The organism is Hydrocarboniphaga sp., assembly GCF_028291725.1.
Taxonomy (GTDB): Bacteria; Pseudomonadota; Gammaproteobacteria; order Nevskiales; family Nevskiaceae; genus Hydrocarboniphaga.
In genome coordinates, this window is record NZ_JAQGNT010000023.1 from 21,439 (window position 1) to 45,682 (window position 24,244).

21 protein-coding genes and 2 pseudogenes are annotated in these 24,244 nt (G+C 61.2%); 14 read left to right on the forward strand and 9 right to left on the reverse strand.

All coding sequences use genetic code 11. The features are described 5' to 3' along the window. Positions 1-280 precede the first annotated feature (280 nt). A complete protein-coding gene (locus JWQ90_RS06040) occupies positions 281-1,441 on the forward strand; it encodes an acyl-CoA dehydrogenase family protein (protein WP_299690743.1) in 1,161 nt (386 codons plus the stop codon). Between the two features lie 178 nt (positions 1,442-1,619). On the opposite strand, the gene JWQ90_RS06045 is transcribed toward JWQ90_RS06040, so the two are convergent. Next, positions 1,620-2,555 (reverse strand): LysR substrate-binding domain-containing protein, encoded by a 936-nt coding sequence (locus JWQ90_RS06045; protein WP_299690745.1) that lies wholly within the window; start codon positions 2,553-2,555, stop codon positions 1,620-1,622. Positions 2,556-2,782: 227 nt separating this feature from the next. Continuing rightward, positions 2,783-2,899 (reverse strand): annotated as a pseudogene (locus tag JWQ90_RS06050) (IS4 family transposase); the annotation flags it as partial. 109 nt (positions 2,900-3,008) lie between these two features. Here JWQ90_RS06050 and JWQ90_RS06055 point away from each other — a divergent pair. Beyond that, positions 3,009-4,199: a cytochrome P450 gene (locus tag JWQ90_RS06055; RefSeq protein WP_299690747.1), complete on the forward strand. Its 1,191-nt coding sequence runs from the start codon at positions 3,009-3,011 to the stop codon at positions 4,197-4,199. 5 nt (positions 4,200-4,204) lie between these two features. After that, positions 4,205-5,218: an S-(hydroxymethyl)glutathione synthase gene (gene gfa / locus JWQ90_RS06060; RefSeq protein WP_299690749.1), complete on the forward strand. Its 1,014-nt coding sequence runs from the start codon at positions 4,205-4,207 to the stop codon at positions 5,216-5,218. Positions 5,219-5,365: 147 nt separating this feature from the next. Here gfa and JWQ90_RS06065 read toward each other — a convergent pair whose 3' ends face one another. Next, on the reverse strand, positions 5,366-6,001 hold the full coding sequence (locus tag JWQ90_RS06065) for a TetR/AcrR family transcriptional regulator (RefSeq protein ID WP_299690751.1): 636 nt from the start codon (positions 5,999-6,001) through the stop codon (positions 5,366-5,368). Positions 6,002-6,042: 41 nt separating this feature from the next. Here JWQ90_RS06065 and JWQ90_RS06070 point away from each other — a divergent pair, with 41 nt between their 5' ends. The 4 genes from JWQ90_RS06070 to JWQ90_RS06085 all read left to right on the forward strand — a co-directional run bounded on the left by JWQ90_RS06070 (position 6,043) and on the right by JWQ90_RS06085 (position 8,225). Beyond that, a complete protein-coding gene (locus tag JWQ90_RS06070; RefSeq protein ID WP_299690753.1) occupies positions 6,043-7,080 on the forward strand; it encodes an NAD-dependent epimerase/dehydratase family protein in 1,038 nt (345 codons plus the stop codon). A 58-nt stretch (positions 7,081-7,138) separates the two neighbouring features. Next, positions 7,139-7,297, forward strand: a complete 159-nt coding sequence (locus tag JWQ90_RS06075) for a hypothetical protein (RefSeq protein ID WP_299690788.1) — start codon at positions 7,139-7,141, stop codon at positions 7,295-7,297. A 92-nt stretch (positions 7,298-7,389) separates the two neighbouring features. Then, positions 7,390-7,671, forward strand: a complete 282-nt coding sequence (locus JWQ90_RS06080) for a hypothetical protein (protein WP_299690755.1) — start codon at positions 7,390-7,392, stop codon at positions 7,669-7,671. Positions 7,672-7,769: 98 nt separating this feature from the next. After that, positions 7,770-8,225 (forward strand): nuclear transport factor 2 family protein, encoded by a 456-nt coding sequence (locus tag JWQ90_RS06085; RefSeq protein WP_299690757.1) that lies wholly within the window; start codon positions 7,770-7,772, stop codon positions 8,223-8,225. Here the strand turns inward: JWQ90_RS06085 and JWQ90_RS06090 are convergent. Next, positions 8,180-8,533 (reverse strand): hypothetical protein, encoded by a 354-nt coding sequence (locus tag JWQ90_RS06090; protein WP_299690794.1) that lies wholly within the window; start codon positions 8,531-8,533, stop codon positions 8,180-8,182. The two genes, JWQ90_RS06085 and JWQ90_RS06090, sit on opposite strands and share 46 nt — an antisense overlap. Before the next feature lie 299 nt (positions 8,534-8,832). Between JWQ90_RS06090 and JWQ90_RS06095 the strand changes: the two genes are divergently transcribed. The 4 genes from JWQ90_RS06095 (at position 8,833) to JWQ90_RS06110 (ending at position 16,154) form a co-directional block, all read left to right on the forward strand. Beyond that, entirely contained in the window at positions 8,833-10,224 is a 1,392-nt protein-coding gene (locus tag JWQ90_RS06095) for a DUF1329 domain-containing protein (RefSeq protein WP_299690759.1), read from the forward strand. A 270-nt stretch (positions 10,225-10,494) separates the two neighbouring features. Continuing rightward, a complete protein-coding gene (locus JWQ90_RS06100; protein ID WP_299690761.1) occupies positions 10,495-12,360 on the forward strand; it encodes a DUF1302 family protein in 1,866 nt (621 codons plus the stop codon). Between the two features lie 223 nt (positions 12,361-12,583). Beyond that, complete coding sequence (locus JWQ90_RS06105) at positions 12,584-13,648, forward strand: YCF48-related protein (protein WP_299690763.1); 1,065 nt, start codon at positions 12,584-12,586, stop codon at positions 13,646-13,648. A gap of 61 nt (positions 13,649-13,709) precedes the next feature. Continuing rightward, positions 13,710-16,154, forward strand: a complete 2,445-nt coding sequence (locus tag JWQ90_RS06110) for an MMPL family transporter (protein ID WP_366919447.1) — start codon at positions 13,710-13,712, stop codon at positions 16,152-16,154. 219 nt (positions 16,155-16,373) lie between these two features. Here the strand turns inward: JWQ90_RS06110 and JWQ90_RS06115 are convergent, their stop codons facing one another. Next, complete coding sequence (locus JWQ90_RS06115) at positions 16,374-16,508, reverse strand: dienelactone hydrolase family protein (protein ID WP_299690768.1); 135 nt, start codon at positions 16,506-16,508, stop codon at positions 16,374-16,376. An 11-nt stretch (positions 16,509-16,519) separates the two neighbouring features. Then, on the reverse strand, positions 16,520-16,747 hold the full coding sequence (locus tag JWQ90_RS06120; RefSeq protein WP_366919446.1) for an alpha/beta hydrolase fold domain-containing protein: 228 nt from the start codon (positions 16,745-16,747) through the stop codon (positions 16,520-16,522). A gap of 439 nt (positions 16,748-17,186) precedes the next feature. Between JWQ90_RS06120 and JWQ90_RS06125 the strand changes: the two genes are divergently transcribed. The 3 genes from JWQ90_RS06125 (at position 17,187) to JWQ90_RS06135 (ending at position 20,609) form a co-directional block, all read left to right on the forward strand. Beyond that, entirely contained in the window at positions 17,187-17,408 is a 222-nt protein-coding gene (locus JWQ90_RS06125) for a hypothetical protein (RefSeq protein WP_299690771.1), read from the forward strand. Positions 17,409-17,468: 60 nt separating this feature from the next. Beyond that, entirely contained in the window at positions 17,469-20,099 is a 2,631-nt protein-coding gene (locus tag JWQ90_RS06130) for a TonB-dependent receptor (protein ID WP_299690774.1), read from the forward strand. Positions 20,100-20,174: 75 nt separating this feature from the next. Continuing rightward, entirely contained in the window at positions 20,175-20,609 is a 435-nt protein-coding gene (locus JWQ90_RS06135; RefSeq protein ID WP_299690777.1) for a transposase, read from the forward strand. Positions 20,610-20,736: 127 nt separating this feature from the next. Here the strand turns inward: JWQ90_RS06135 and JWQ90_RS06140 are convergent, their stop codons facing one another. The 3 genes and pseudogenes from JWQ90_RS06140 to JWQ90_RS06150 form a co-directional block, all read right to left on the reverse strand. Beyond that, positions 20,737-22,611, reverse strand: a complete 1,875-nt coding sequence (locus tag JWQ90_RS06140; RefSeq protein WP_299690779.1) for a DUF1302 family protein — start codon at positions 22,609-22,611, stop codon at positions 20,737-20,739. 304 nt (positions 22,612-22,915) lie between these two features. Beyond that, positions 22,916-23,872, reverse strand: coding sequence for an alpha/beta hydrolase (locus JWQ90_RS06145; RefSeq protein WP_366919448.1), 957 nt, complete (start codon positions 23,870-23,872; stop codon positions 22,916-22,918). Positions 23,873-23,993: 121 nt separating this feature from the next. Further along, positions 23,994-24,244, reverse strand: a pseudogene (locus JWQ90_RS06150) (hypothetical protein); the annotation flags it as partial.

A 24,244-nucleotide genomic window follows, 5' to 3' on the forward strand; every position in this document is an offset into this window, starting at 1 on the left:
CCCCGGACGATATGCAAGCGGACTGAGTGCCGCGCCAAATGATATTGGACCTTTGAAAGCGCTCCGACTAAAAAGACTTATTAAGGTCCATAAAACATCGCGGTTCATGCCTCGACGCCGGCGCCTGGCAACATCGGGAAGATATCCGGGAAAATATCTATAACGCGCAGATTCACCGATCTCGTCATGCCTTGGATCCATCGGGAGGCGGCGATGGCCTGACAAGTCGCGCCGACGCGAGCTATCCAAATTTTCTTTCCAACGTAAATGGTGCCCGGTCATGGATTTCCGTCTGAGCGAGCAGCAACTCGCGCTGCAATTGGCTGCCCGTCGTTTCGCCACCGAGCAACTGCCGCAGCTTGCCAAGCAACTCGAGCAGACGTCCGAACCGGTACCGCAGGACTGGTTGCGGCGTTATGGCGAGATGGGATTCCTGGGAATCAATGTCGCCGAGCGTTACGGCGGCGCGGGACTCGGCAGTATCGAGGCCCTGCTGGTGCTCGAGGAATTTGCGAAGATCTCCTCGGCGGTCGCTTTCCCCGTCTTCGAATCCTGTGTAGGCCCGATCCGGGCCATCGAACATTTCGCCGGCGAACGACTGAAGGAGAAATTGATCCCTCGCGTTTGCCGCGGCGAAATCGTGGTCGCCGTGTCCATGTCCGAACCGGAGGCCGGAACCGCGCTCACCGATCTTCGCACCAGGGGCATCATCGACGGTGACAAGATCGTCTTGAACGGGACCAAGCGCTGGTGTTCCGGCGGCGGTCATGCTGACGGCTATGTGGTCTACTGCCGGCTGTCGGACGCACCGGGCGCCAAGGGAATCGGCGCGGTCTTCGTCGAGAAGGGAACGCCGGGCCTGACCTTCGGGGCGCAAGAACGTCTGATGGGCTTTCGCGGCGTTCCATCGAGCGATATCTATCTCGATGCGGTCGAAGTGCCACTCGACAATATGATCGTGCCGGCCGGCGGCTTTCCAAAGCTGATGGAAGCCTTCGATCTGGAGCGCTGCGGCAACGCGACCATGGCGCTGGGCCAGGCCGCTGCGTCCCTCGAAGACGTCACCGCCTATGTTCAGGAACGCAAGCAGTTCGGACGCCCGATCGTCGAATTCCAGGCGGTGCAGTTGCGTCTCGCCGAAATGAAAATGAAGGTCGAAGCGGCAAGGCTGCTGATTCATCGGGCCGTCTGCAACGCCGAGGATGGATTGCCGAACATTCTCGACTCCTCTCTGGCGAAGTGCTTTTCCAACGAAATCTGTCGTGAAGTCACCGGCGCTTCGTTGCAGCTCATGGGCGGCTACGGCTATTCGACTGAATATGCGATGGAGCGCCGGCTGCGCGATGCCTGGGGCTGGGGGATCGCCGGTGGCGCCGTCGACATACAAAAGGTCAACATTGCCGCGGCGATGGTAGGACGTCGCTTTAACCAGCGGGCCTGAGCTCGAACCGGAGCCAGCGGTTTGATCTGCAGCAGCCTTGCACCCACAAAACAAGAACCCGGCAAACCCTGATCGATCAGCACGGCCGCCCGATTCGCGGCACTGGATGAGCGGACCTTGTCCGCGATTGAGGCTGCACCGGCACAATCGCGGACAAGGTCCGCTCCTACAGTTCCAGCTAGCGCTCGGGCAGTATTCTCACCGGGAGCGCTTCGAGATCGCCGCTGGCCTTGCCGAAACATTCGATCAGCGTGCGTAGCGCGCGGCTGACGCCCTGCGGCTGCCACACGATCGAGAGCTCCCATTTCAGGGCCTCGTCGCGCTGGTCGACGATGGAGAGGAAGCGCACTCCGTGGTACTGCGTGTATCGCGCCGTCGCGGTGACGATGGCAGCGCCGAGCCCGGCTGAGACAAAATTCAGTCGGGTGTTGGTCTGGGTGGCTTCCTGCACCACCTTCGGAGTGAAGCCGGCATTGAAGCAGGCGTTGAAAAATGCGCTGCGGCTTGCCGGGTTGCGCTCGAACGGTATGAGCACGAAGGGATAATCCTTGAGTTCGGCCAGATGCAGCTCGGTCCGATTGGCAAACGGCCAATCGGCGGGAATCGCGAGGACCGTGCTGCCTCTCTCCACCGGGCGCACCGCCAGTCCCCGCAAATCTATCGGTGTGGGAGAGATCATCGCCAGATCAAGACGGCCAAAGCGCAGAAGCTTGATCTGCTCTTCGGACGGCAATTCCACGAGACGCACTTCGAGCTGGGGCATGCGCGCCCGCAGCAGGTCCAAGGTGCGCGGCAGAATTCGATACAGCGCCGGCGAGATGAGGCCCACCGTCAGCGTTGCCACTTCGCCGGCCGCCGTCTGCTTGACCCGCCGTTCGATGAATTCGAGTTGCTGCAGGAGTCGGCGGGCTTCGATGGCGAACGTAGCACCCGAGAGAGTGAGGGATACCGACCGGCTGGAGCGTTCGACGAGCCGCACGCCGAGCTGCTTTTCCAGGCGTTTGATCGATTGACTGAGCGGTGGTTGCGTCATGCCCAGCTTCTGTGCGGCCCGTCCGAAATGCAACTCCTCCGCCAGCGCGACAAAGTGCCGCAGCGCCCTGAAATCCATCATCGATACTATGCCCTCGCCCGCCAATGAAACCGCTTATCCATACCAATCTCATATCAATATAGCGCGGACTCAATCAGGCGCGCTTGGTTCCTGCCAGCTTGAACTTGCCGAATAAATCCGACCTTGATGGAGGCCATAGCGGATCCATCGATACCATCAGGATACTAATAAGGCATCAAATCATATTGGACTCAAGCCATTTCGCTCTTCCACTATGAGTTGCAGCTCCTTCTTGACAATGCGACCAGTGGATATAGGCAGACGCGGCAACAAGTCTGCGTTTTGACCGCGTTCTCGCCGGTGCGGTAGAACTGCTCGATGCGCAGATGCTGCTTGATCCACTTCTTGCCAAGGTCCGCTTCCGAAGTTCGAAACCGAAGTTCGAAACGCTTCCGACACATCACCACCGCCTTCGAAGAGGGGCACCCGATGACACAGGAGATACCCGGAACGATGCTGCTTGATCGCGCCGTTCTCGAGAATCCGTATCCGTTCTACCTCCAGCTCCAGACTCAGGCTCCGGTATGGCGGGTTCCCGGCACCGAGGTGTTTGTCGTGACCTCCTACGCGCTGCTGGAGGAGGCTGCCGCCCGGGTCGAAGATTTCTCATCGAATATGCGCTGCCTGCTCTATCGCGATGAGGACGGGCTGCCGGCGCGTCTTTCCTTCGGCGAGGCGGGTATCCAGGCTCTCGCCACCGCTGATCCGCCGTCCCACGGCGTGCACAAGCGTGCTGTCTTTCCGGAGTTCGTCGGGAAACGCATGAGCCTTCTCGAGCCGGAGATCGCCGAGCTCGCCACCAGCCTCGTGGAGCGGGCCATCGATCGGCGAAACGTCGATTTCATGGCCGAAGTCGGCAACCTCATTCCGATCACCGTCATCAACCGTCTGATCGGCTTTCGGAACAGCAATCTGGAACGCCTTCTGCAAACCGCGTTCGATTCAACCGCGTTGGTGGGAGGAGCGCTATCTCAACAACAATTGTTCGAGTGCGTCGGGCGCAGCGTTGAAACCCAGTCCTGGATCGCCGAACAGGTCGCCGCCGCGGCGGCCGAGCCGGGTGACGATATCTTGACCTCGATCAGGAACGGCGTGGAAAGCGGGGCGTTCAGCGCCTCAGAGGGCACGGGGATTCTGATGATCCTGCTGGCCGCTGGCGGCGAGTCCACGACGAGTCTGCTCGGCAACGCCGTGCGCATCCTGGCGGACAACGCCGAGCTGCAACAGAAGCTGCGCCAACAACCAGACCTCATCCCGGCGTTCGTGGAGGAAGTGCTCCGGCTGGAGGCCCCTTTCCGCTCCATGTTGCGGTCCGTCCCCAAGGATACGACGCTTGGCGGGGTCGAGATTCCGGCCGGCTCCACGGTCCTGCTGTTCTGGAGCGCCGGCAACCGGGATCCCGCGGCGTTCGAAAACCCCGAAGAACTCGTCCTTGAACGGCCGCGACGCCACTTGACCTTCGGCAAGGGCATCCATCACTGCGTCGGCGCGCCCCTGGCCCGCATCGAGGGGCGGACGGTGCTCAGCGTGCTGCTCGAACGCACCAGCAGCTTCACTCTCGACGCGGACCAGCCGCCCCAATGGGTCGAGAGCCTGCAGGTTCGGCGTTACGAGCGCCTCCCGCTGACGCTCGTTCCGCGGTGATGAGGATGGAGCGCGTAGAAACCGAAATCGAGATCAATGCATCGCCGCAAACGGTGTGGAGCGTGATGGATGATCTTGAACGCTATCCCGAATGGAACCCGCTCGTGCCGGAGTTTTCCGGCCGCACAACCGTGGGCCGGGTGCTGAGCGGTACGATTGTGCTGCACAACGTGCCGGCGTTTCCGCTCACGCCGACCTTGCTCCGTGTTGTCGGCGCGCGCGAATTGCGCTGGATCACCGTGGCCGAGGAGCAGGGGATCAGCGGTGAGCATTACTTCATCCTCACGCCAACCGCGGCGGGCGGCACGCATTTCGTGCACAACGAGGAGTTCGAGGGTCCCGCTGTCACGGTAATGTGGCCGGGCATCGAAGCCGTGACGCGGCCCGTCTATATCAACATGAACCAAGCGCTGAAAGCGCGCGCCGAAGCCATGGAGGCGATACGGCCGATGCTGCACCCCGCCGTCGATGGCGGAGTCACGACCGGCAGCGGATCGGCCGGCGCCACGCTCCGCTGCCATTGCGCCGAGCATCCGGTGGAAGTGCGGATCGATGTGAAGCTCGTGCATAACCATCTTTGCGGTTGCAGCAAATGCTGGAAGCCCGGCGGCGCGCTCTTTGCGCAGACCGCTGTCGTGCCCGCCGGAACGCTGCATGTCATCGCCAACGAAGACAAGCTCAGCCTTGTCGACGCGTCTCAGTCGATAAAACGCCATGCGTGCCGCGACTGCGGCGTCCACATGTTCGGGCGTGTCGATGATGTCGATCATCACTTCTACGGCCTCGAATTCGTGCACCCCGAACTTGCGATCGAGGCCGATATGCCCGCGCCGGAATTCGCCGGGTTCACCTCCTCTCTCGTCGAAGCCGGCAAAAGCCCGTCACACATGACGGCGATCCGCAAGCGCCTCGCGGCCCTCGGCATCCCCTCTTATGATGCCTTCTCGCCTGAACTCATGGACATCATCGCCTGGCACAAGGTCAAAATACTGAAACATTCCAAGAGTGCGGCCGACTAGCCGGAGTCCCACAGGGGACTTACACCCCATCAGTTCATGCCCGTGTCGGGCGTACACCCATGATTCCACCGGATCTCGCGCCTGCGGCGCGCGTTCGGTGAATTCAAACGTCGGGGCCGCGAAAGAACTGTTTCGACAAGGACCCTTTCATATACCCTTGCCGCGCAGCACGAGCAGGTCAATCACCGCAGGAAGCAGCGCCAATACCGCGCGCTGTCGCGATTTCTTGTCGGTGCCGAATGCGCCATCGAGCGCAAGTCGTGCGAAGCCGTGCACCAGTGACCAGCAGGCCATCGTCGGCGCCATCGCCGCGTCAGTATTACTCGCAGGTGGCGAGGCCCCTGCCCGCACAAGCCGATCCAGCGCATTGAAGGCTCGTTCCTTAGCCATCAACAGATTCTCGTCGCCGAAATCGAGCAAGGCCGCCCGCCACATGAGATCGAAGAGCGCGGGTTGGTCGAGCGCGAATCCGACATAAGCGAGGCCCTGCGCGCGGATGCGGTGCGCGCGCAGCTTCCCTGCTTCGGCCTCTGCGGATTCGAGTCGCTCCGCTAGTTGCGAGTAGGCGCCGGCGGCGAGTGCGGTGAGCAGGGCGCGCGTATCCGCGAAGTGGTGTTTCGGTGCCGCGGGCGACACTCCGGCGCGGCGTGCCGTTTCACGCAGGCTGAAGCCTTCGACGCCGCGCTCGGCCAGAACGTCCTCTGCGGCGTCGATCAATGCGGCACGCAGGCTCCCGTGATGGTATGCCCGCTCAATCTTGACACTGTCAGGTTTCGGCTTCATGATGCCCTCGAATCTTTACGGCGTAAAGATAGGAGCTCAGTATGACTCAAGACCATCGTGTTTTGGTACGTGTTTTGGTGACGGGCGTCTCCGGATTCCTCGGCGGACACGTTGCTCTGGAACTGCTGCGACAGGGCTACTCCGTTCTCGGCAGCGTCCGCGATCTTGCAAAGGCGGCACACGTCCGACAGGCCTTGGGCGCAGCAGGCGCCGATACAACCCGGCTGGAGTTTTGCGAGCTCGACCTGCTCGACGATGCTGGCTGGAGCGAGGCTGCCAGTCGGTGTCGCTATTTGCTGCATGTCGCTTCGCCGTTCCTTCTGGTGATGCCGGAGGACGAGAACGAACTGATCGCACCTGCCGTAGAAGGGACCCGACGCGCCATTCGCGCCGCTCTGGATGCAGGGCATGAACGCATCGTGCTGACCTCGTCGTTGGCCGCGGTCGACAGCGGACACCTTGACTACGATCGGGTATTCACAACGGCGGACTGGAGCGATCCGAACGGCCCGCAAGTGAACGCTTATATCAAGTCGAAGACGCTCGCCGAACGCGAGGCCTGGAAACTTGTCGAGGCTCGCGGCGCAAGGGATCGTCTGTGCGTAATCAATCCGGGATCGATCGTCGGACCGCTGCTCGACGACGATCCCGGTACCTCCGGCCTGGTGATTCAGCGGCTGCTGAAGGGTAAGGTGCCGATGGTGCCGGACATGATCCTGCCCTATGTGGACGTTCGCGATGTCGCCGCGGCGCATGTGGCTGCGATATCGAGATCTCCTGCCGCAGGAAGTCGCCATATTCTGACGAATCCGGCTGTGTCCCTCACCGCGATTGCCGAAATGCTGCGTATCGCAGAGCCAGATCGTGCCGACAAAATTTCCGGGCGGCGGATGCCAGGCTGGCTCGCCGTTGTATTTGGCCTCTTCGATAGCTCTCTGAGGGATGGACGCAGTTATCTCGGTATTGTTCGTCAATATGACGCATCGAGCGGGCAGCGCTTGCTTGGCCGGGATTTGCGTTCGACATCGGACGCCATATCGGACATGGCTCGAAGCATGATCGACAGAGCGCTGGCCTGAGAGGCTGTGAGTTTTTCGCCCACCTACTGCGGACGCGAGGGGCAGCGCACCGGTGGATGTGGCGGCCGCAGTTGGGTTCGCCGACCAGGCGCATCTGGCGCGTCACTTTACGCGCATCGTGGGAATCACACCGGGCGAGTATGCAAAGCAGATCCGCCGCAGCGTTTTCGCCATGCGGCCAGCACCTCGCTCACGGTCAATTTCGTTCAAGAGTTGATCCTGAAGGGAGGGCATAGTCGATTCATGCCGCACATTGGATGCGAATCGAGTCGCGGCCAGCATCTCTCAACAATTCATCAGGAGTCGGCGATGGCCACGAGGGTTGAACCCATTACGGTTGAACGAGTAACGTTCGATTTCCGCGGATACGGTGAAAGCGAAGGGCAGCCACATGGCCTTGAGTTTGCGGCTGCGAAAGCCGAAGACATCGGAGCAGCCGTTCGCTTTCTGCAAGGGAACGCCAACGTGGATGCGAAGCGGATGGGAGTGCTGGCGATTTGCGCCAGCGCGGGCTATACGGTTCTGGCCATGAAGAATGAGAAGAATGAACCGGGGATCAAGAGCATCGAGCATCTTCGGAATACGCTTTGAGAATACGCTTTGATTAGAGCGATGGCGGTCGGCGCCATCGACCTCTGCCTCGGTGTGGGCGGTGCGCCCACACCTCATCAACCTCGAAAGGAGCTGTGATGGCCAATTCGGAAATAAGCGAGCGCGAAGAGCTTGGAGCCCTCGTGTCGAATGTTGCCCACTTTATCGATCACAAACAATGGCGCGACTTGCGCGGACTCTACGCCGATACGGTGCAACTCGATTACACGTCGCTTTTCGGCGGCACGATTCAGAATCAGCGCGGGGACGAGCTCATCGAGGCCTGGCGCAAGCTCTTGACGCCCATTGTGACGCAGCATTTGCTTGGCCCGATCGTCATAGAGGTGAACGGCGCCTCGGCAACTGCCCGGTGCCACGTCCGCGGTTATCACTATATGAAGGAAACCGTTGGTGGCGATGAGTGGATGATCGCCGGCCACTATGTCTTCCAGATCGGCAAAGACGGGGCGATGTGGAAGATCCGTGCGATGAAGCTCGAGACTTTTTATCAGACCGGCAATACCAAGCTGCTCGAAATCGCGGGCGGCAAGTAAGTTTCATTCTGCTGATCTCGCCAGGGCCTGGCTGAAGGCGCATCCTCGGTGTTACTGTCTGAGCTGCCCACGCGCCTGCGGACTTCGCAGGCCAGCGGCAGTCCTTCGGGCGTCACCACCAGCGCGATAACGATCTGCACGTAATCCGAGCGCTCATCGCGCGAGTCGCTGTAGGGGCGCCTGTCGCCCTCATCGAACGGCGCTGTCGATTCGAAGCAGGTGCTGGTCAGCGCGCACAGCAGATCAATATCAAATTCACATTGATAATGCGGCGTTCGATATTGGACAACACGAAGCGTCGCCCCCACTATTTTCGACTCCAGCTAAATCAAGAACAAATTTGGAGGAGATCCAAATGGGCACCCACAGCCACAGTTCCAAACGGCATCGCTACTCTGCTGGGTGGGCTCGCTCACCAGCGTGAATTGGACGCAGGATGTGACCGCGACCTGAAGACACCGCCGCGGCGTCTGCCGCTACCGGGACTTTAGAAGATCGTCGTCACGGCGCAGAAGCGCGAGCAGGACACTGGCACCACGCCAACAAGGGTGTTCTCACTAAAACAGATGCGGCAAAACGCATGCGGAATGTCGGAGGAGATTTCACCGTGATCAAGATAGGTTTCGTTGGTGCCGTCGCGATTGTTATTTGCGGCGCAGTTGCTGTGCTTGCCCCCGCTTCTGCGGCGGTTACCCCGGAGGAAGCCGCGCAGTTGGGCAATACGCTGACCGGATGGGGGGCGGAAAAAGCGGGCAACAAGGATGGCACGATCCCCGCCTATGATCCGGCCAAGGCCATCACCGGGCCCGTTGGAATCTACAAACCGAAGGACCCGCGCGGCGGCCAGCCATGGAATGACCCCTACGCCGCCGAGAAGCCCTTGTTCTCAATCAGCAAGGAGAACGTGGATAAATATGCCGACAAGCTGGACCAGGGAACGCAGGTTTTATTGCGGACCCGTCCCGGTTACCGCGTCGATGTCTATCCCACGCATCGCTCGGTGTCGTATCCGGACTGGATCGTCGAAAACAACAAGCAGTGTGCGCTGAGCGCAAAAACCGTCGGCGGTGGCGAGGGTGTGGAAGGTGCGCACGCCTGTACACCGTTCCCGATCCCCAAGACCGGGTACGAGGCGATGTGGAACGTCCAATTGAGTTTATTCCCGCCCTATTTCGAGGGACCGGCGATCAATTCGTGGCTGATCGATCAGAACGGGACCCGTTCCTTGATCAGTACGGAACGCTTCGAATACGAGAGAACGTACTGGGACCCTGCGCTGAAGTCCGCGAGCGACTATGTCTATCGGCTTTGGGTGGCCTTTACCGCGCCGGCCGCGAAAGTAGGTGAGACCAATCTGCGCTTCGTCCCGACGCGGGGCGACATCAAGGACTCCAACTCCTGGGCGTATACGCCCGGGCAACGCCGCGTCCGCTTGGCGCCGGAGTTCAAGTACGACACGGTGGCCGCTACATTCGGCGGCATATTTTTCTACGACGAAATCTCCGGATTCGACGGCCGGATGGACCGTTTCGATTTCAAGCTGGTGGGGAAGCAGGAGATGTACACCCCCTACAACAATACCCAGCTGACCAATACGCCGCCGGAGAAAGCCTTCGGTGCGCATTACATGAATCCGGACTACGTGCGCTGGGAGCTGCATCGTGTCTGGGTGGTCGAAGCCACGCTGAAGCCGGGCAAGCGCCACGCTCAAAGCAAGAAATGGTTCTACATCGACGAGGACAGCTGGAACATCGCGCTCTATGACGGCATCGACCAGGCGGGGCAAGTGATGCGGCAGATGCAGAACATGAGCTACATCCTTCAATTCCCCAAGCCGTACTATCCGCTCCCCACACAAATTGCCGTCTTTTATTCCCTGGTCGCTGGAACGTATGCCAATGAGAACGAAACCTACGGCTTGCCGGGGTACATTCCGGTCACCAAGCTGCCCAGTTCGCTGTTTTCTCCCGAGACGATGGCAGCGCAGGCAGTTCGTTGAGCGCAGTTCGGTCGCCATATTTATAGCCCGCGGCGCAGCCCTGGCTTTCTTTTGCAGGGCTGCTGCAGCCTTCGCGAGGCTCTAACGAATGCTTTGAACGGCATTCAGACGCCCGGGGGAAGAGGCTGTTCTAAAGGACAGGGCCGATTCCCTGCTGCATGGATATCGGCAAACGGGCGTTTGCTGGAATCAGTCAATCATTATCTATATCAAATATAGAAATATAAGTTAGATAAATCTGACAAAGACTATAATTTGGAGGAGAGAGCGATGAAATCGAAGAGCCACGGTGCTTCCGGAACGAGGCATGTCGTCGCAAGCCTGATGGCGTTTGCTTTAGCTGGCGAAGTGGGTTCCGCGCAAGCATTCCCGATCGATCTCGGCAACCCTGATATCGACATGCGGCTCGACAACAGCATCCGCTACACCTCGGGCGTGCGGGTGGGGTCGATCGATCCCAAGATCGGCGACAACCCGATAATCGATGGCTATAGCGATAACGCATTCGGGCCTGGCGATCTGGTCACCTCGCGATTTGATCTGGTGACAGAATTCGACGTTGCCTACCGTCGCGCCTACGGCGTTCGCGTCAGTGCCGCATCCTGGTATGACCCGGCATACGGGACCACAGTGAGTACGCGCTCGGGAACTTACGAATCGCAATTCGCCCTCGGCCCACTCCCCGCCGTCAACACCAGCGCTCCCTATTCCGAGCTTGGAAGCTATAACGACAATCGCTATTCTGATTACACCCTGAAATACTACCGGGGTCCCGGTATCAATCTGCTGGACGCTTTTGCGTTCGGCACCTTTGACCTTGGCGACGTCACGGTGAGCGTCAAAGCAGGCCAGCTTGCGAATTATTGGGGGGAGGGGCTGTTCTTTCCGTCCTACGGCATCGCCTATTCCCAGTCGCCAATCGACGGCCTGAAGGGCGCGACCAATCCGGGGATTCAAGCGAAGGAAGCGTTCCTGCCGATCCCTCAGATCTCCGGCGATGTGAGGCTGACCGACGAGCTTCAAGTGGGCGGCTATTACGCGCTGGCCTGGCGGCATAACCGCATGCCGGAAGGCGGCACCTTTCTCGGGCCGTCGGATGGCGGTTTCAACGGGCCGGATCGCCAGTTCACTGGCCAGGTGGTTCCGGCATTGCTCGCGTGCCTCTTATCCAATCTCGCAGTCTGCGGAGCGCAGGATCAACCGCTGTTCATCACCCGTGTAGGTTCAAGCAAGCCCGGTGGTCAGAACTACGGCGTCAAACTGCGTTACATACCGACCTGGTTAAGCGAGTCCGCGTCGCTGGGCCTGTATTACCGCAAGTTCGACGAAACCCAGGCTTATCCGCTGCCGGAAGTCACCTTGAATGAACAAGGCGCAATTCCCGGTGCGCCCTTGTTCACCCCCGTGCCGGGCGGCGGTCTGAGTACCGGAACGTATCGCGGGGTTTATGCGCGGGGCACGCAGCTGTTCGGGCTCAGCTATACGGATACCGTTGGCGCGGTCAGCGTCGCAGGCGAGCTTTCCTACCGTCAGCATGCCGCGCTCATCAATCACGCCGTACCTCAGGGCTCCACGGCGGGCGCCATCACCGGCGGCTACGACGCCAATGGGAACGGTCCGCGTGGCGACCTGCTGTATGCGGACCTCAACGCGGTCTATCTGGTACCGGACACCTTCATTTCCCCGACGGCGCAGCTGATCGGGGAAATGGTCTACTCGCGGGTGTTGAGCGTCACCCAGCACCCGGAGTTCTTCAGCGGAGTCGGGTATGCCGGTTGCCCGACGAACGACAAGTGGGATGGCTGTGCCACGAAGGACTTCGTCGTCGCGCAGATCAGCTACTTGCCGCAATGGCCCAATGCCTTTCCAAGCTGGGACCTGAGCGCTCCGACCAGTGTCAACTACGGAATCTACGGCAACAACGCCGGCGTGGGCGGTGGGAACCAGGGCGCCCTGACCGCAGCCTTCGGCATCGAAGGTCTGTATCGCCAGAGATACGAGGTGACGCTTCAATACAATATGGCGCGCGCGCATCATCAGACGGGCGGCCCCAACGACACTTACGCCCCCGGCAATGGTCAATTCATGTACAGCGACCGAGACTGGGTGGCACTCACTTTCAAGACCTCATTTTAAGGAAACTCCGCACGGAGCGCTTCTACGTCGTCCTCGTCGCCCTCATCCCCAAACGGCTCAAGCTCGACGCGTCGCTTTACTCCTTGCTCACGTCCTTTGTTGTGAGCAAGGTAGCCGTGTCCTTCAATGATCCGCAACGCAGGAGCGCCGGCATGGGCCGCATCTGCGCCGGGCCAAGAAATATGCGGGAATACACGGGAATATGCGACTAGTGAAGAGACCGATGAATCGCTCCAAATGGGCACCGCTGGCAATCTGCATGGCAGCAATGCTCGCCGCAGGGCCGGCGGCCGCCAGCCGGTTTACCGATCTCCTCGACACGCCAGCCCCCAGATCCGGACACCTCGCGTCGGCGGCGCTGATCGACGTCGCCCGCGCCGGCACGCGCCTGGTAGCGGTTGGCCAGCGCGGGCTGATCATGCTCTCCGACGACGACGGCAAGACCTGGCAGCAGGCCGAGGTGCCGCTCAGTTCCGACCTGGTCGCCGTCTACTTCGTGTCGCCGTCCGAGGGCTGGGTCACCGGCCACAACGGCGTCGTGCTGCATACCGCCGACGGCGGCCATAGCTGGGCCAAGCAGCTCGACGGCCGCATCGCGCAGAAGATTCTGGAGAGCCACTTCAAGGAGCGCCTGGCCGCAGGCGATGCCGGCGCCCAGGCCTTTCTCGAACTGATCAAGACCAATTTCCAGTACGGCGCGGAACAGCCCTGGCTGGATGTCTGGTTCCGGAACCCGCGCGAAGGCTTCATCAGCGGCCCCTTCGGCCTGCTGATGGCCACGCAGGACGGCGGCCAGACCTGGGAATCCTGGGTCGAGCGCGTCGACGATACCCGGGCCCTGCACTACAACGCGATCCGCGGCGCCGGCAACGAGGTCTATATCGCCTCCGAGCGCGGCACGGTGTACCGGCTCGACCCGAAGACCCAGCATTTCGTGCCCACGCAGACCGGCTATTCCGGAACTTTCTTCGGATTGATCTGCGAGAAGGACTACCTGCTCGCCTACGGCCTGCGCGGCAACCTGTACCGCTCCGCCAACGGCGGCGCGAACTGGACCAGCGTTCCTGCTGCCGTCGCGGCCAGCCTGATGGACGGCACCCGGCTCGCCGACGGCCGCGTGCTGCTGTTGACCCAGGACGGCCGCCAGCTGCTCGGCAACCGCGAGGCCACGCATTTTGAACTGCTGCCCCGCGTGATTCCGATGTTCCAGACCGGTGTCACGCTGACCGGCAGCGGCCAGGTGGCGATCGTCGGTCTGGGCGGCGCGCAGATCGTTCCGGCTCCGTGAACGATCCCACCCAGCGACCAAGGAAGGCTCGATAGTGGCTACTCCAATCGAACAGATCGACATGCCGGTGGTGCCGGATCCGCGCGATTTCGATCGCCGCTCCGGCAACCGGCTCGAACGGCTGATCTTCAACCATCGCCCGCTGATTCTCGCGCTATGCGCGATCGTCACCGTGTTCCTGGGCTATGAAGCCACGCAGCTGAAACAGAACGCCAGCTTCGAGAAGATGCTGCCGGTGTCGCATCCCTACATCCAGAATTATCTGGAGAACCGCAAGATTCTCGGCGGCCTGGGCAATACCGTGCGCATCGTCGTCGAGAACACGCAAGGCACGATCTTCGACAAGGACGCGCTGCTGGTGGCGCAGAAAGTCACCGACACGCTGCTGGTGATGCCCGGTGTGGACCGCTCCTGGGTGCGCGGCCTGTGGACGCCGAGCCTGCGCTGGACCGAGGTGACCGAGGAAGGCTACCGCGGCGGGCCGGTGATGCCCGACGACTGGGACGGCTCGCCCCAATCGACCGAACAGCTCGGCATCAACATCGCGCGCTCCGGCATCGTCGGCAGCTATGTCGCCGGCAATTTCCGCTCGACACTGATCGTGGTGCCGCTGCTGGATGTCGACCAGGACACCGGCAAGCCGCTCGACTACGCCGAATTTTCACGCGCCCTGGAAACCCGGATCCGCGCACTGCAGTCCGACAAGATCAAGATCCACATCGTCGGCTTCGCCAAGATCGTGGGCGATCTGATCGAGGGGCTGGACAAGATCGCGATGTTCTTCTTCGCATCGACGCTGATCGCCGGCATCTGCGTGTTCTTCTACACGCGCTGCATCCGCAGCACGCTGCTGCTGGTCGGCGCCGCGCTGCTCGGCGTGGTCTGGCTGCTGGGCCTGCTGCGGGTGTTCGGCTATGTGCTCGACCCGTATTCGATCCTGGTGCCGTTCCTGATCTTCGCCATCGGCCTGTCGCACGGCGCGCAGAAGATGAACGGCATCATGCAGGACATCGGCCGCGGCACGCATCGTTACGTCGCGGCGCGCTACACCTTCCGCCGGCTGTTCCTCGCCGGCCTGACGGCGCTGGGCACCAACATTCTCGGCTTCGCCGCGCTCGCCGTGATCGACATCCCGGTGATTCGCGATCTCGCCGTGACCACCAGCATGGGCATCGCCATCCTGATCTTCACTAAACTGGTACTGGTACCGATCGCGCTGTCCTACGTCGGCGTCAGCCAGAAGGCGGCGCAGCACAGTCTGCAAGCCAAGCGGGGCCAGGCAGGCGACGGCTTCTGGCTGCCGTTCATGGTGCGTTTCACCGAGCGGCGCATGGCCCTGGCTGCCATCTCCGTCACCGCGGTGCTCGCGGTAGTCGGCTTCGCCATCAGCACCCAGCTGCAGTTCGGCGACCTCGACGCCGGCGCGCCCGAGCTGCGGCCGGATTCGCGCTACAACCGCGACAACGCCTTCGTCAACAGCAACTACGGGCGCTCCAGCGACCAGTTCGTGGTGATGCTGAAGACGCCACCCGGCGGCTGCGCCGAATACGAGACCCTCATCGAGGCCGACCGTCTGGCCGAGCAGCTGCGCGATGTCGACGGCGTGCTCGCGGTAGTTTCCGCCGCCGACGTCGTGCGCCTGATTCAGAGCGGCGTCTACGAGGGCAACCCGAAGTGGACGACGATTTCGCCCAATCCCTCGAACCGCCAGGCCGGCATCGAAAGCCTGCAGGCGGATCGCCCCGAGCTGGGTGAGCGCAGCTGCACGCTGACGCCGATCGTGGCCTACCTCAAGGACCATCGCGCCGCGACGCTGGCGCGCGTGGTCAAGTCGTCCGAGGATTTCGCCAAGGCGCATGACGTGCCCGGGCGCGAATTCCAGCTCGCGGCCGGCAACGCCGGCATCGAGGCCGCGACCAATATCGTCGTGCGCCGGGCCAACGGCAAGCTGCTGTTCATCCTCTACGCGTCCGTCATCCTGCTGTGCTTCCTGGTCTTCCGCAGCTGGCGCGCGGTGCTGGTGGCCCTGGTGCCGCTGACCGTCAGCTCGATCCTGTGCGAAGCCCTGATGGTGACGATGGGCATCGGTGTCAAGGTCGCGACGCTGCCGGTGATTGCGGTAGGCGTCGGCGTCGGCGTCGACTACGCGCTGTATCTGCTCAGCGTGCAGCTCGCGCGGCAGCGCGCCGGCGACAGCCTGCCGCTGGCCTACCTGCGTGCGCTGAAGTTCACCGGCAAGGTGGTCGCGCTGATCGGCTTCACGATGGCGATCGGCGTTGTCACCTGGGCCTGGTCGCCGATCAAGTTCCAGGCCGACATGGGCATCCTGCTGACCTTCATGTTCCTGTGGAACATGCTCGGCGCGCTGTTCCTGATCCCGGCACTGTCGCACTTCCTGCTGCGCAGTCCCGATAGCGACAATGTCGGCGCGGTAGACGATGCGCCAGCGACGGCGGCTGTAGCTGCGCCCGAGCGGCGCAGTGCTTTGAAAGCAGGTTCGCGGTAACGCATCCGCTTGGTTCAGGAACGGGAACTGTAGGAGCGGACCTTGTCCGCGATTGAGGCCTTCAAGACCACAATCGCGGACAAGGTCCGCTCCTACAGTCGTGTTCCGTTTTTGCGCGAGAATCCCAGAGTGCTCAGACCCGCCCGGTCACCTGTTGGCGAACATCGTCATGGCCTGGAATACCGCACCGATGCAAACGGTGCGGAACCGCTGTGCGATTCAGTCGATCTCCGGGTGCAGCGCCCGTAGCAAAGCATTCAGGGCATCGCGCTGCGCGGCCTTGGTTACGCTGGCTTCGGGCGCCGCGTCGAAGGCGTGATACGCACCGGGATAGACATGCAATTCGGTCGGCACGCCGGCCCGCGTCAACCGCCGCGCATATTCGATGCTCTCTTCCAGGCACTTTCGCCCGATACCGCAATCCGACGTCGGTCGACCCCTAGCGCCTCGGCGTTGTCGTGCACCCATTTGAGCGCCGCATAATAATCCTCCAACGATCCCGGATGCGGCGTCTCGGGCGCCAGCCGATAGTCGACCGAAATAATCACGCATTGCGCATCGATCGCAAGCATACGGTTCGAGATGTCGTTCATCCGTGCCCTTCCGAGGATGATGCTTCGATGACATTTCGCCAGCGCTTGCTCCGATTCTGTCCATTGTATGTTTCCGCGTTAGTAAGACTTCGGCAGCTGCAGCACCTTCTCGCCAATGAAGCTGGTAAGCAGCTCACGGCTTACCGGGGTGATTCGCGGAATCAGGCCATCACGCAGGAGCGCTGATGCCCCATCCTCGGATTCACTCAATATCAAATTCACATCAATAACGCAGTGTTTGATATTGGACAATGTGGATGCGTCACCCGACTATCTTTTCAGCCTAAATATATAAATAAATGCAGGGGGAGAAAATGGGACTCTCGTGGCCACAGCGCCAATCGGAATCGCTGCGCTGTTCTCACGATGCGCGCCTTGCTTTGAACGCAAAGAACTGTCTGTAGCCGGCGATCCGCGATTTGAACTGACGCGATGCGCAATGTCTTCGCTTAAGACCAGCGCCAATTGCAGAGGCGGCCATGTTCGCCAGGCCGTCGCCGGCAGCTTCAATCAGCCGATGGACTTCGGCGCCGGCCGTTTGTATCGCTTTGCGCATCCGACTACATGGAAACGGCCCGGCCAGCAGTGCGGGCCGGCTGTCCAGCGCTTCTGCGGCAAGCCGTCACGCGTTTGGACCGTCTTCGAGCAGGACGAGCCGTAGCGGGCAGGCCGAAAGCCTATCTCGCATTGGTTGGAGCGCAACTTCCAAGGAAGCGAAGTAATGAAACAGCAATTCCTGAAAATCGCTATATCGGCGATCTGCATAGCTTTCAGCAGGATCGCCGCGGCCCAGGATCAAGCAGCGGGCGCGGCACAACCAAGTTCTCCGCAAGACGCAAGCGCCCCGGAGACATCGGAGATAACTGCTCCATCCAGCACCGCGCGCACACCGGCTCCGGACGCAGCGCCCACGGCGGACGCCGAATATTATGATGTAGTGCCGGTGTCTGTTGCCCAGGAGCCGAAGGTAGAGCCGGCGCTTCCTGCCGCGCATTCAGGACCTCAGGTTGAAGAAGTCGTCGTCACCGCTACGCGCAAGGAGGAAACGCTACAGAACGTCAACATCGCGGTCACTGCGATAACCGCGGAGCAAATGAAAACCGATGTGGTGCTTGACCTCAGAGGGCTGAGCCGCATGACACCCAGCCTCAACGTCACCACGGGTCTGGGCAATTCACTGGCTCCCATCGTGTCTTTGCGCGGTCAGGTGCAGAGCGATCCGACCACGCTGACACTCGATCCTTCGGTCGGCATGTATCTGGATGATGTCTATCTGGGCCGCTCGCCGGGCTCGCTGCTGGATATGTTCGACATCGAGCGGGTCGAGGTGTTGAAAGGACCTCAGGGCACACTGTACGGGCGCAATAGCACCGGTGGGGCGATTCGCGTGATCCCCGTCAAGGCGGTCCCCGGGGGCGGATGGGACGGGTTCCTGAGAGCCTCGGGCGGCTCTTACGGCGCAGCCGAAGTTGAAGGGGCGAGCAACATTCCGGTCACCCCCGATCTGGCCTTCCGTTTCAGCGGGTCGCTGCGCACGCTCGATGGCTGGGGGAAGCAGCTGCTCGCCGTTCCGCAGACCCTGTCCGACACGCCGACTCAGATTAACGGCAGCCGGCCGAGCAACGACCGCGACCAGATTTACTCGCGGCTCAACGGAGTCTGGCGGGCGACAGAGTCCTTGGATGTGGAACTCGGCCTGGACTACACGCAGCAGAAGTCTAACGGCTCCTCCCTCTACGAGGCTTCCGGCGACTTGGCGCAGCAGACCATCCCGGGTGGTCCGATCAGCTTCGTGCGTTCATCAAACGATTTTTACACCTCTGCCGTTGATGCCGCTCACGAGAATAAGGTCGAAGCAACAACCGATGGCTACTACCTCAAGGCAAACTATGAACTCCCGTTCGGCATCCTGAAACTGGTGCAGAGCGGCCGCGCGCTCGATGCCACCTATCATCTGGCTGTCGACGGAACCAGTACGGGCGCCGGCTTAAACGACACCGACCAGAAGGTGCACCAGGACTCCACCGAGTTGCAGCTGCTCGGAACACTTTTCGACGACAGGCTCGAATATGTCGCCGGTGTTTATGCCTTTTCGGAACGGGGTAAGGACCATACCGATTTGACCATCACTTTGCTCGGTCTCAATGGCGGCTTAGGCCCCTACCTGCCAGCGGATCTTGCGGCCCTGCTGGGCAAGCTGCCGGACGTTATCAGCATTTTGCCAACGACCTATATCATCAACTCGCGGCAGGACATGGTGGTTCACAACAAGAGCGAATCGATATTCGCGCGCCTCACCTATCACTTCACCGACTGGCTGGCCTTGACCGCCGGCGTGCGTCCGATCATTGATTCCAAGCAGGCTCACCGTTCGACCCTCGATAGCGGACTCTTAAACCAGCTCCCCTCCGACCTGGTGATCGGCCCCTTTGTTGGAGGTAACGGCAACACACTAGGTGGAACGCCGGATTGTGTCTTCAACCCCAGCACTCCCGGCGTCGTCAATGATGGAACCCAGTGCTATATCGACGTTACAAAGAAGTACCACTACACCACCTACACCGCCGGCCTGGACTGGCGACCGGGCGAGCTGTGGGATCTGGGTCCGGCAGTGGACAGCCTGCTGATCTATCTCAAAACCTCCACCGGCGCGCGCTCGGGCGGCCAGCAGCCGCGCACCACCACGACCAGGACCGCAGCGCCGTTCAAGCCTGAGTTCGTGGAAGATATCGAACTCGGTGCCAAAGGCGACTATTTCGGCCACCGCCTGCGCCTCAACCTCGCCGCCTACCACACCGACTACAGCGACTTCCAGACGTCCGTCATCGCCGACGATCAGCAACAGGTGATCAATGCCAGCGACGCCAAGATCAACGGTGCGGAGCTTGAGGCCAGCTTCGCGGTAACCGATGAACTCCTGCTCAATGCCAGCGGCAGTTTCCTTGACTTCAAGTTCGATGATTCGACTTACATCCCGCCGTACTCATCCAAGTTTCAGTACAACCTGAGCCCGACATGGCATCAGCAGACCGGATTCGGCGAATGGGGCGCTGCGGTCGGGTACTCGTGGAGAAGCCGTTCGAACCTGTACCCACAACGCGAACCCGTCTACGACAATCCGGCCTTGTTGCAGCAGAAGCCGTTCGGCCTGATCACGGCGAGCTCCTACGTAAAGTTCGATCGTTGGAATACGCGGATCGGTCTGTTCGGCACCAATTTGGCCAACCAGAAGTACAAGGGCAACGCATACCCGACCGTGGTGAATATCGATGTTAAGGAGGGCGGCATCATCAGCCCAGGCAGCCCACGACTTATTGGTCTCGAGGTGATCAAAACCTTCGGGACAAAATGAAGTCACAGCTTCTTAGTCTTACTGTGTTCTTAATTTCAATGCATTGTGAGCGCAACTTCGAGTGGAGCTTGAAGCATGCGCAGCGATACGGATCGACTGGATTGGTTTCTGGACAAACTGGTGGCGGTACTCGGGCACAAGGACCGGGAGGTTCCGTGCCGGGATTACTGTCTGGGTCTGCTTCTGGATGGGGACCGCAAGAGCATGGAGCCGATGGCGGCGCGGCTGGCGCCGGCTTCGACGGGCGCGCGGCATCAGCAGTTGCAGAACTTCATGACGAACTCGCGCTGGAGCGACGAGGCGGTTCTGGCGGCGGTTCGCGATTGGGTGCTGACGGAGCTGACGAAGGCCGGCGCGGTAGAGGCCTGGATGGTGGATGACACCGGCTTCCCGAAGAATGGCAAGGAGTCTGTGGGCGTTGCCGGCAGTACTGCGGACAACACGGATCAGACGACATCGTGGAAGCTAGTAATCAGTTTCACTGTTTATATGTTGAGCCCCATAAAATGAACTGCACCGCGCCGCAGACAATCGCGCAACCAAAAAAAGCGGCCCGTTTGGGCCGCCAAGTGCTACGTCAGCGAAGGCCACACCAAAACACGAAGCCATCATTCCCCAGTTCGTGCAGTCGAGCCCATCAAAAACTCGTCTTGAAGACCAGCGATATCCAGTCGCGGTCGTTGTACATGTAGGCGCCGTTGCCGCCGGTGTAGTAGCCGTCGGCGCCGACGCCCTGGGTATGCGCGCGGGACAGGTTGTACTGCAGCTTCACGTCGTAGACCTGGCGATACAGACCCTGGATACCGACGGCCAGGCTCGTGGTGCCCTGGTAGCTGCCGCCGAGACCGGCACCGTTGCCGTAGATCCCATGCTGGACGGTGATCGGCGCCGACAGGTCCAGGCTCGGGAAAGCGTTGGGCCACTGCGGCGTAGCGGAGATCACGGCCGCGACGGAATCACGAGTCGCGCAGCCATCCCATTTGTCGTCCGTCGGGCAGCCGTCATAGCCCTCTGCCTTGTACAGCTCCGGGTGGTCGGTCACCTTGAGCACGCGCGCATATGCGGCCTCCGCGGTCAGCGTTCCGGTCGGAGAGATGAAGGTGTTCGGCAGCAGGTAGACGGCATTGACGCTGGCGAACAGCATGTCGCCGCGCGGCCCTTTGCCGTCCGCGGTAATACCGCTGGTGCCGCCCGCGGGAACGCCATTGCTGAGCGCGGTGCGTTTCCGGTAAGAGGCCTCGCCCGCGACGCTGACCACGCCGACAGTGTCGGTGTAGCTCAGTCCCCAGAGCTGCGTGCCTTCCGCGTAAACCAGGTTGTAGGTGCCAGCTGTTGTGGGATTTAGAATTTGCGGAGCGCTGTAGGGCTGGGTTTCGTCGAATTTCCGGTAGTAGAGGCCCAGCGTCGCGGAGTCGTTGAGCCAGGTCGGACGGTAGCGGAGCTTGACGCCGAAGTTCTGCCCATCCGGTTCGTCGGCACCAATGCGCGTAAAGAAAACTGGCGTGGCCGGGAAACCTGCCGCGGCGCCGGCGAAGCAGGTCGGGATCAACGCGGAATTCGTCGCGCTGTAGTACCCGGCGCAGGCGACCGTCGGCGGAACGACGGTTCCGGTGAATAGCCGGTCCGGGCCGTTGAAGAGGAAGTCTGCGCTGCCGAGGAACGTGCCGCCTTCCGGCAAGCGGTTGGGCTTCCACGCCAGGTCATAGTAGGCACCGATCTGCACCTGGTCGGTGAGATTCAGTTCGGCGGAAATCTGCGGGATCGGCAGGAAGGTTTCCTTGGCCTGGATGCCCGGATTGGTCGAGGCTTTCAGGCCGTCGATCGGCGACTGGGAGTAGGCGATGCCCTGGTAGGCGAAATACAGGCCTTCGCCCCAGTACAAGGTGTGCTGGCCGGCCCTCAGGCTGAGCGTGGAATCGCCAATGTCGAAGCTGCCGAACGCGAAAGCGTCCAGCAGATCCACGCCCGGACCTCGGGAAAAGTGGCTCGTATAGCTCGAATAGCGGTTGTCCTCGTAACTGCCGAGTTCGGAATACGGGACGCTGGTGTAGCAATACGGTGGATCCGTTGCGGCGCCGGCGCAGCCGAGCGCAGCAGCGCTGCCAAAATGGGAACTGTAGTTGCCGGGATTGGTTTTCACGGTCCTGCTGTAGGCCGGGTCGTACCAGGACGCCGCGCCGAAACGGACGCCGAAAACGCGCTGGTAGGAGATGTCGAGATCCGTCACCAGATCGAGACGCGAGGTGACCAGATCGCCGCCCTTGAACTTGTACTCGCCTTCGTCGAAGTTGGGATCGTCGGCGATCCTCGAATCGATCGATCCGGTGCGCACGCCGGCGGTGTACCGGATCGTGTTGTCCAGGCGAACATCGAGGTCCGGATCGCCCAGGTCGATACGGAACGCAAATGCCGGAGCGGCCCATCCGCCACCGACCGCCGCCGCTATCAACATCGAGCGGCTTACCACGCGCTTCAAGCTCACGCCGACGCGCTTGCTGCTATACGTTCTCATTATATTTCTCTCTCCACTCAAAAAAATTCAAGATGTGCTGCGTTAAAGTGCCGTGGACTTTCCTGCCTGGCGATCCGCATCGCCTCCGGGTACGTCTCGTGAACCGTCAATCTCGATCCATGATCGGATCGTTGAATGTGAGGCCTTCAAGAGCACAATCGCGGACAAGGTCCGCTCCTACAGTCGTGTTCCGTTTTTTCGCGAGAATCCCAGAGTGCTCAGACCCGCCCGGTCACCTGCTGGCGAACATCGTCATGGCCTGGAAAACCGCACCGATGCAAACGGTGCGGAACCGCTGTGCGATTCAGTCGATCTCCGGGTGCAGCGCCCGTAGCAAAGCATGCAGGGCATCGCGCTGCGCGGCCTGGGTTACCCTGGCTTCGGGCGCCGCATCGAAGGCGTGATACGCACCGGGATAGACATGCAATTCGGTCGGCACGCCGGCCCGCGTCAGCCGCCGCGCATATTCGATGCTCTCTTCCAGGAAAAGATCGAGCGCCCCGACTCCGATGTAGGCCGCCGGGAGGCCGGCCAGATTTTCGGCGCGCGCCGTAGCGGCGTATGCAGAGACGCCCTCCCCGCCAGGCGCCCGGCCCAGCAGCGACGACCAGCCGAAACGGTTGGATGCTGCGGTCCAGACGAACTCGCCGGTATACGGGTGCGGATGGGCGCCAGTGCCGGTCCGGTCATCGATCATCGGATAGATGAGTCGCTGGAAGATCAACGGCACCTCACCGCGATCACGTGCGAGTAGCGCCAGAGCGGCCGCCAGCCCGCCGCCGGCACTTTCGCCCGAGACCGCAATCCGGCGTCGGTCGACCCCTAGCGCCTCGGCGTTGTCGTGCACCCATTTGAGCGCCGCATAACAATCCTCCAACGATCCCGGATGCGGCGTCTCAGGCGCCAGCCGATAGTCGACCGAAATGATCACGCATTGCGCATCGATCGCAAGCATACGGTTGGAGATGTCGTTCATCCGTGCCCTTCCGAGGATGTAGCCGCCACCATGCATATGGAGGACGGCCGGGCGCACCCCGGTGCCGCTCGGCGTGTAGATCAGCACCCCGATGTCATGACCCTGCGGCGTCGCAATCCGCCGCTCCGTGACATCCACCTGCAGCCCCTCGGGCGCCGGCAGGGCGGCGAGCATATCGTCCAGGCCTTGCCGCACCAAAGGCAGGACTTCGCTCGAAAAGGTGAAGCTCGGCAATGTCTCCAGTGCGGCAAGAAGTTCCGGATCGACGAGGTGCTTCGATGACATTTCGCCAGCCTTTGCTTCGATTCTGTCCATTGTATGTTTCCGCCTTAGTAAGACTTCGGGGCATCGATGAATGTGGCCGAGGGAGGCTCGAACGTCGCCCCGGTGCGCACGTTTGCGAGGCTCATGCTGAGCGAGGAGATGGAGAAGATTGGGCTGATGAATCAGCTTCAGAACCGCTACGCGCGCGCGCCGATTCCGAAACCGGTGTCGATGCCCAGGCGACGATCAGCCAAGCCTCCTGCCCCCTGATCCATACAGCGGTGAACTGATTGTCGATCGGGACCTTGCGCCGCTCGTCGACGACGAACACATCCATCCACATGCGACCGTGCATGACGGCGGTATCGCCATAGATGTCCGTGACCACGTTCG

What these genes read in the sequence shown, in the direction of transcription:
- JWQ90_RS06130 (WP_299690774.1), top strand. Translation starts at nt 17,469, where the DNA reads ATGAAACAGCAATTCCTGAAAATCGCTATATCGGCGATCTGCATAGCT.
- JWQ90_RS06110 (WP_366919447.1), top strand. Translation starts at nt 13,710, where the DNA reads ATGCCGGTGGTGCCGGATCCGCGCGATTTCGATCGCCGCTCCGGCAAC.
- JWQ90_RS06040 (WP_299690743.1), top strand. Translation starts at nt 281, where the DNA reads ATGGATTTCCGTCTGAGCGAGCAGCAACTCGCGCTGCAATTGGCTGCC.
- JWQ90_RS06145 (WP_366919448.1), bottom strand. Translation starts at nt 23,872, where the DNA reads ATGTCATCGAAGCACCTCGTCGATCCGGAACTTCTTGCCGCACTGGAG.
- JWQ90_RS06085 (WP_299690757.1), top strand. Translation starts at nt 7,770, where the DNA reads ATGGCCAATTCGGAAATAAGCGAGCGCGAAGAGCTTGGAGCCCTCGTG.
- JWQ90_RS06080 (WP_299690755.1), top strand. Translation starts at nt 7,390, where the DNA reads ATGGCCACGAGGGTTGAACCCATTACGGTTGAACGAGTAACGTTCGAT.
- JWQ90_RS06135 (WP_299690777.1), top strand. Translation starts at nt 20,175, where the DNA reads ATGCGCAGCGATACGGATCGACTGGATTGGTTTCTGGACAAACTGGTG.
- JWQ90_RS06045 (WP_299690745.1), bottom strand. Translation starts at nt 2,555, where the DNA reads ATGATGGATTTCAGGGCGCTGCGGCACTTTGTCGCGCTGGCGGAGGAG.
- JWQ90_RS06100 (WP_299690761.1), top strand. Translation starts at nt 10,495, where the DNA reads ATGAAATCGAAGAGCCACGGTGCTTCCGGAACGAGGCATGTCGTCGCA.
- JWQ90_RS06070 (WP_299690753.1), top strand. Translation starts at nt 6,043, where the DNA reads ATGACTCAAGACCATCGTGTTTTGGTACGTGTTTTGGTGACGGGCGTC.
- JWQ90_RS06140 (WP_299690779.1), bottom strand. Translation starts at nt 22,611, where the DNA reads ATGAGAACGTATAGCAGCAAGCGCGTCGGCGTGAGCTTGAAGCGCGTG.
- JWQ90_RS06120 (WP_366919446.1), bottom strand. Translation starts at nt 16,747, where the DNA reads ATGAACGACATCTCGAACCGTATGCTTGCGATCGATGCGCAATGCGTG.
- gfa (WP_299690749.1), top strand. Translation starts at nt 4,205, where the DNA reads ATGGAGCGCGTAGAAACCGAAATCGAGATCAATGCATCGCCGCAAACG.
- JWQ90_RS06065 (WP_299690751.1), bottom strand. Translation starts at nt 6,001, where the DNA reads ATGAAGCCGAAACCTGACAGTGTCAAGATTGAGCGGGCATACCATCAC.
- JWQ90_RS06105 (WP_299690763.1), top strand. Translation starts at nt 12,584, where the DNA reads ATGAATCGCTCCAAATGGGCACCGCTGGCAATCTGCATGGCAGCAATG.
- JWQ90_RS06055 (WP_299690747.1), top strand. Translation starts at nt 3,009, where the DNA reads ATGCTGCTTGATCGCGCCGTTCTCGAGAATCCGTATCCGTTCTACCTC.
- JWQ90_RS06125 (WP_299690771.1), top strand. Translation starts at nt 17,187, where the DNA reads ATGTCTTCGCTTAAGACCAGCGCCAATTGCAGAGGCGGCCATGTTCGC.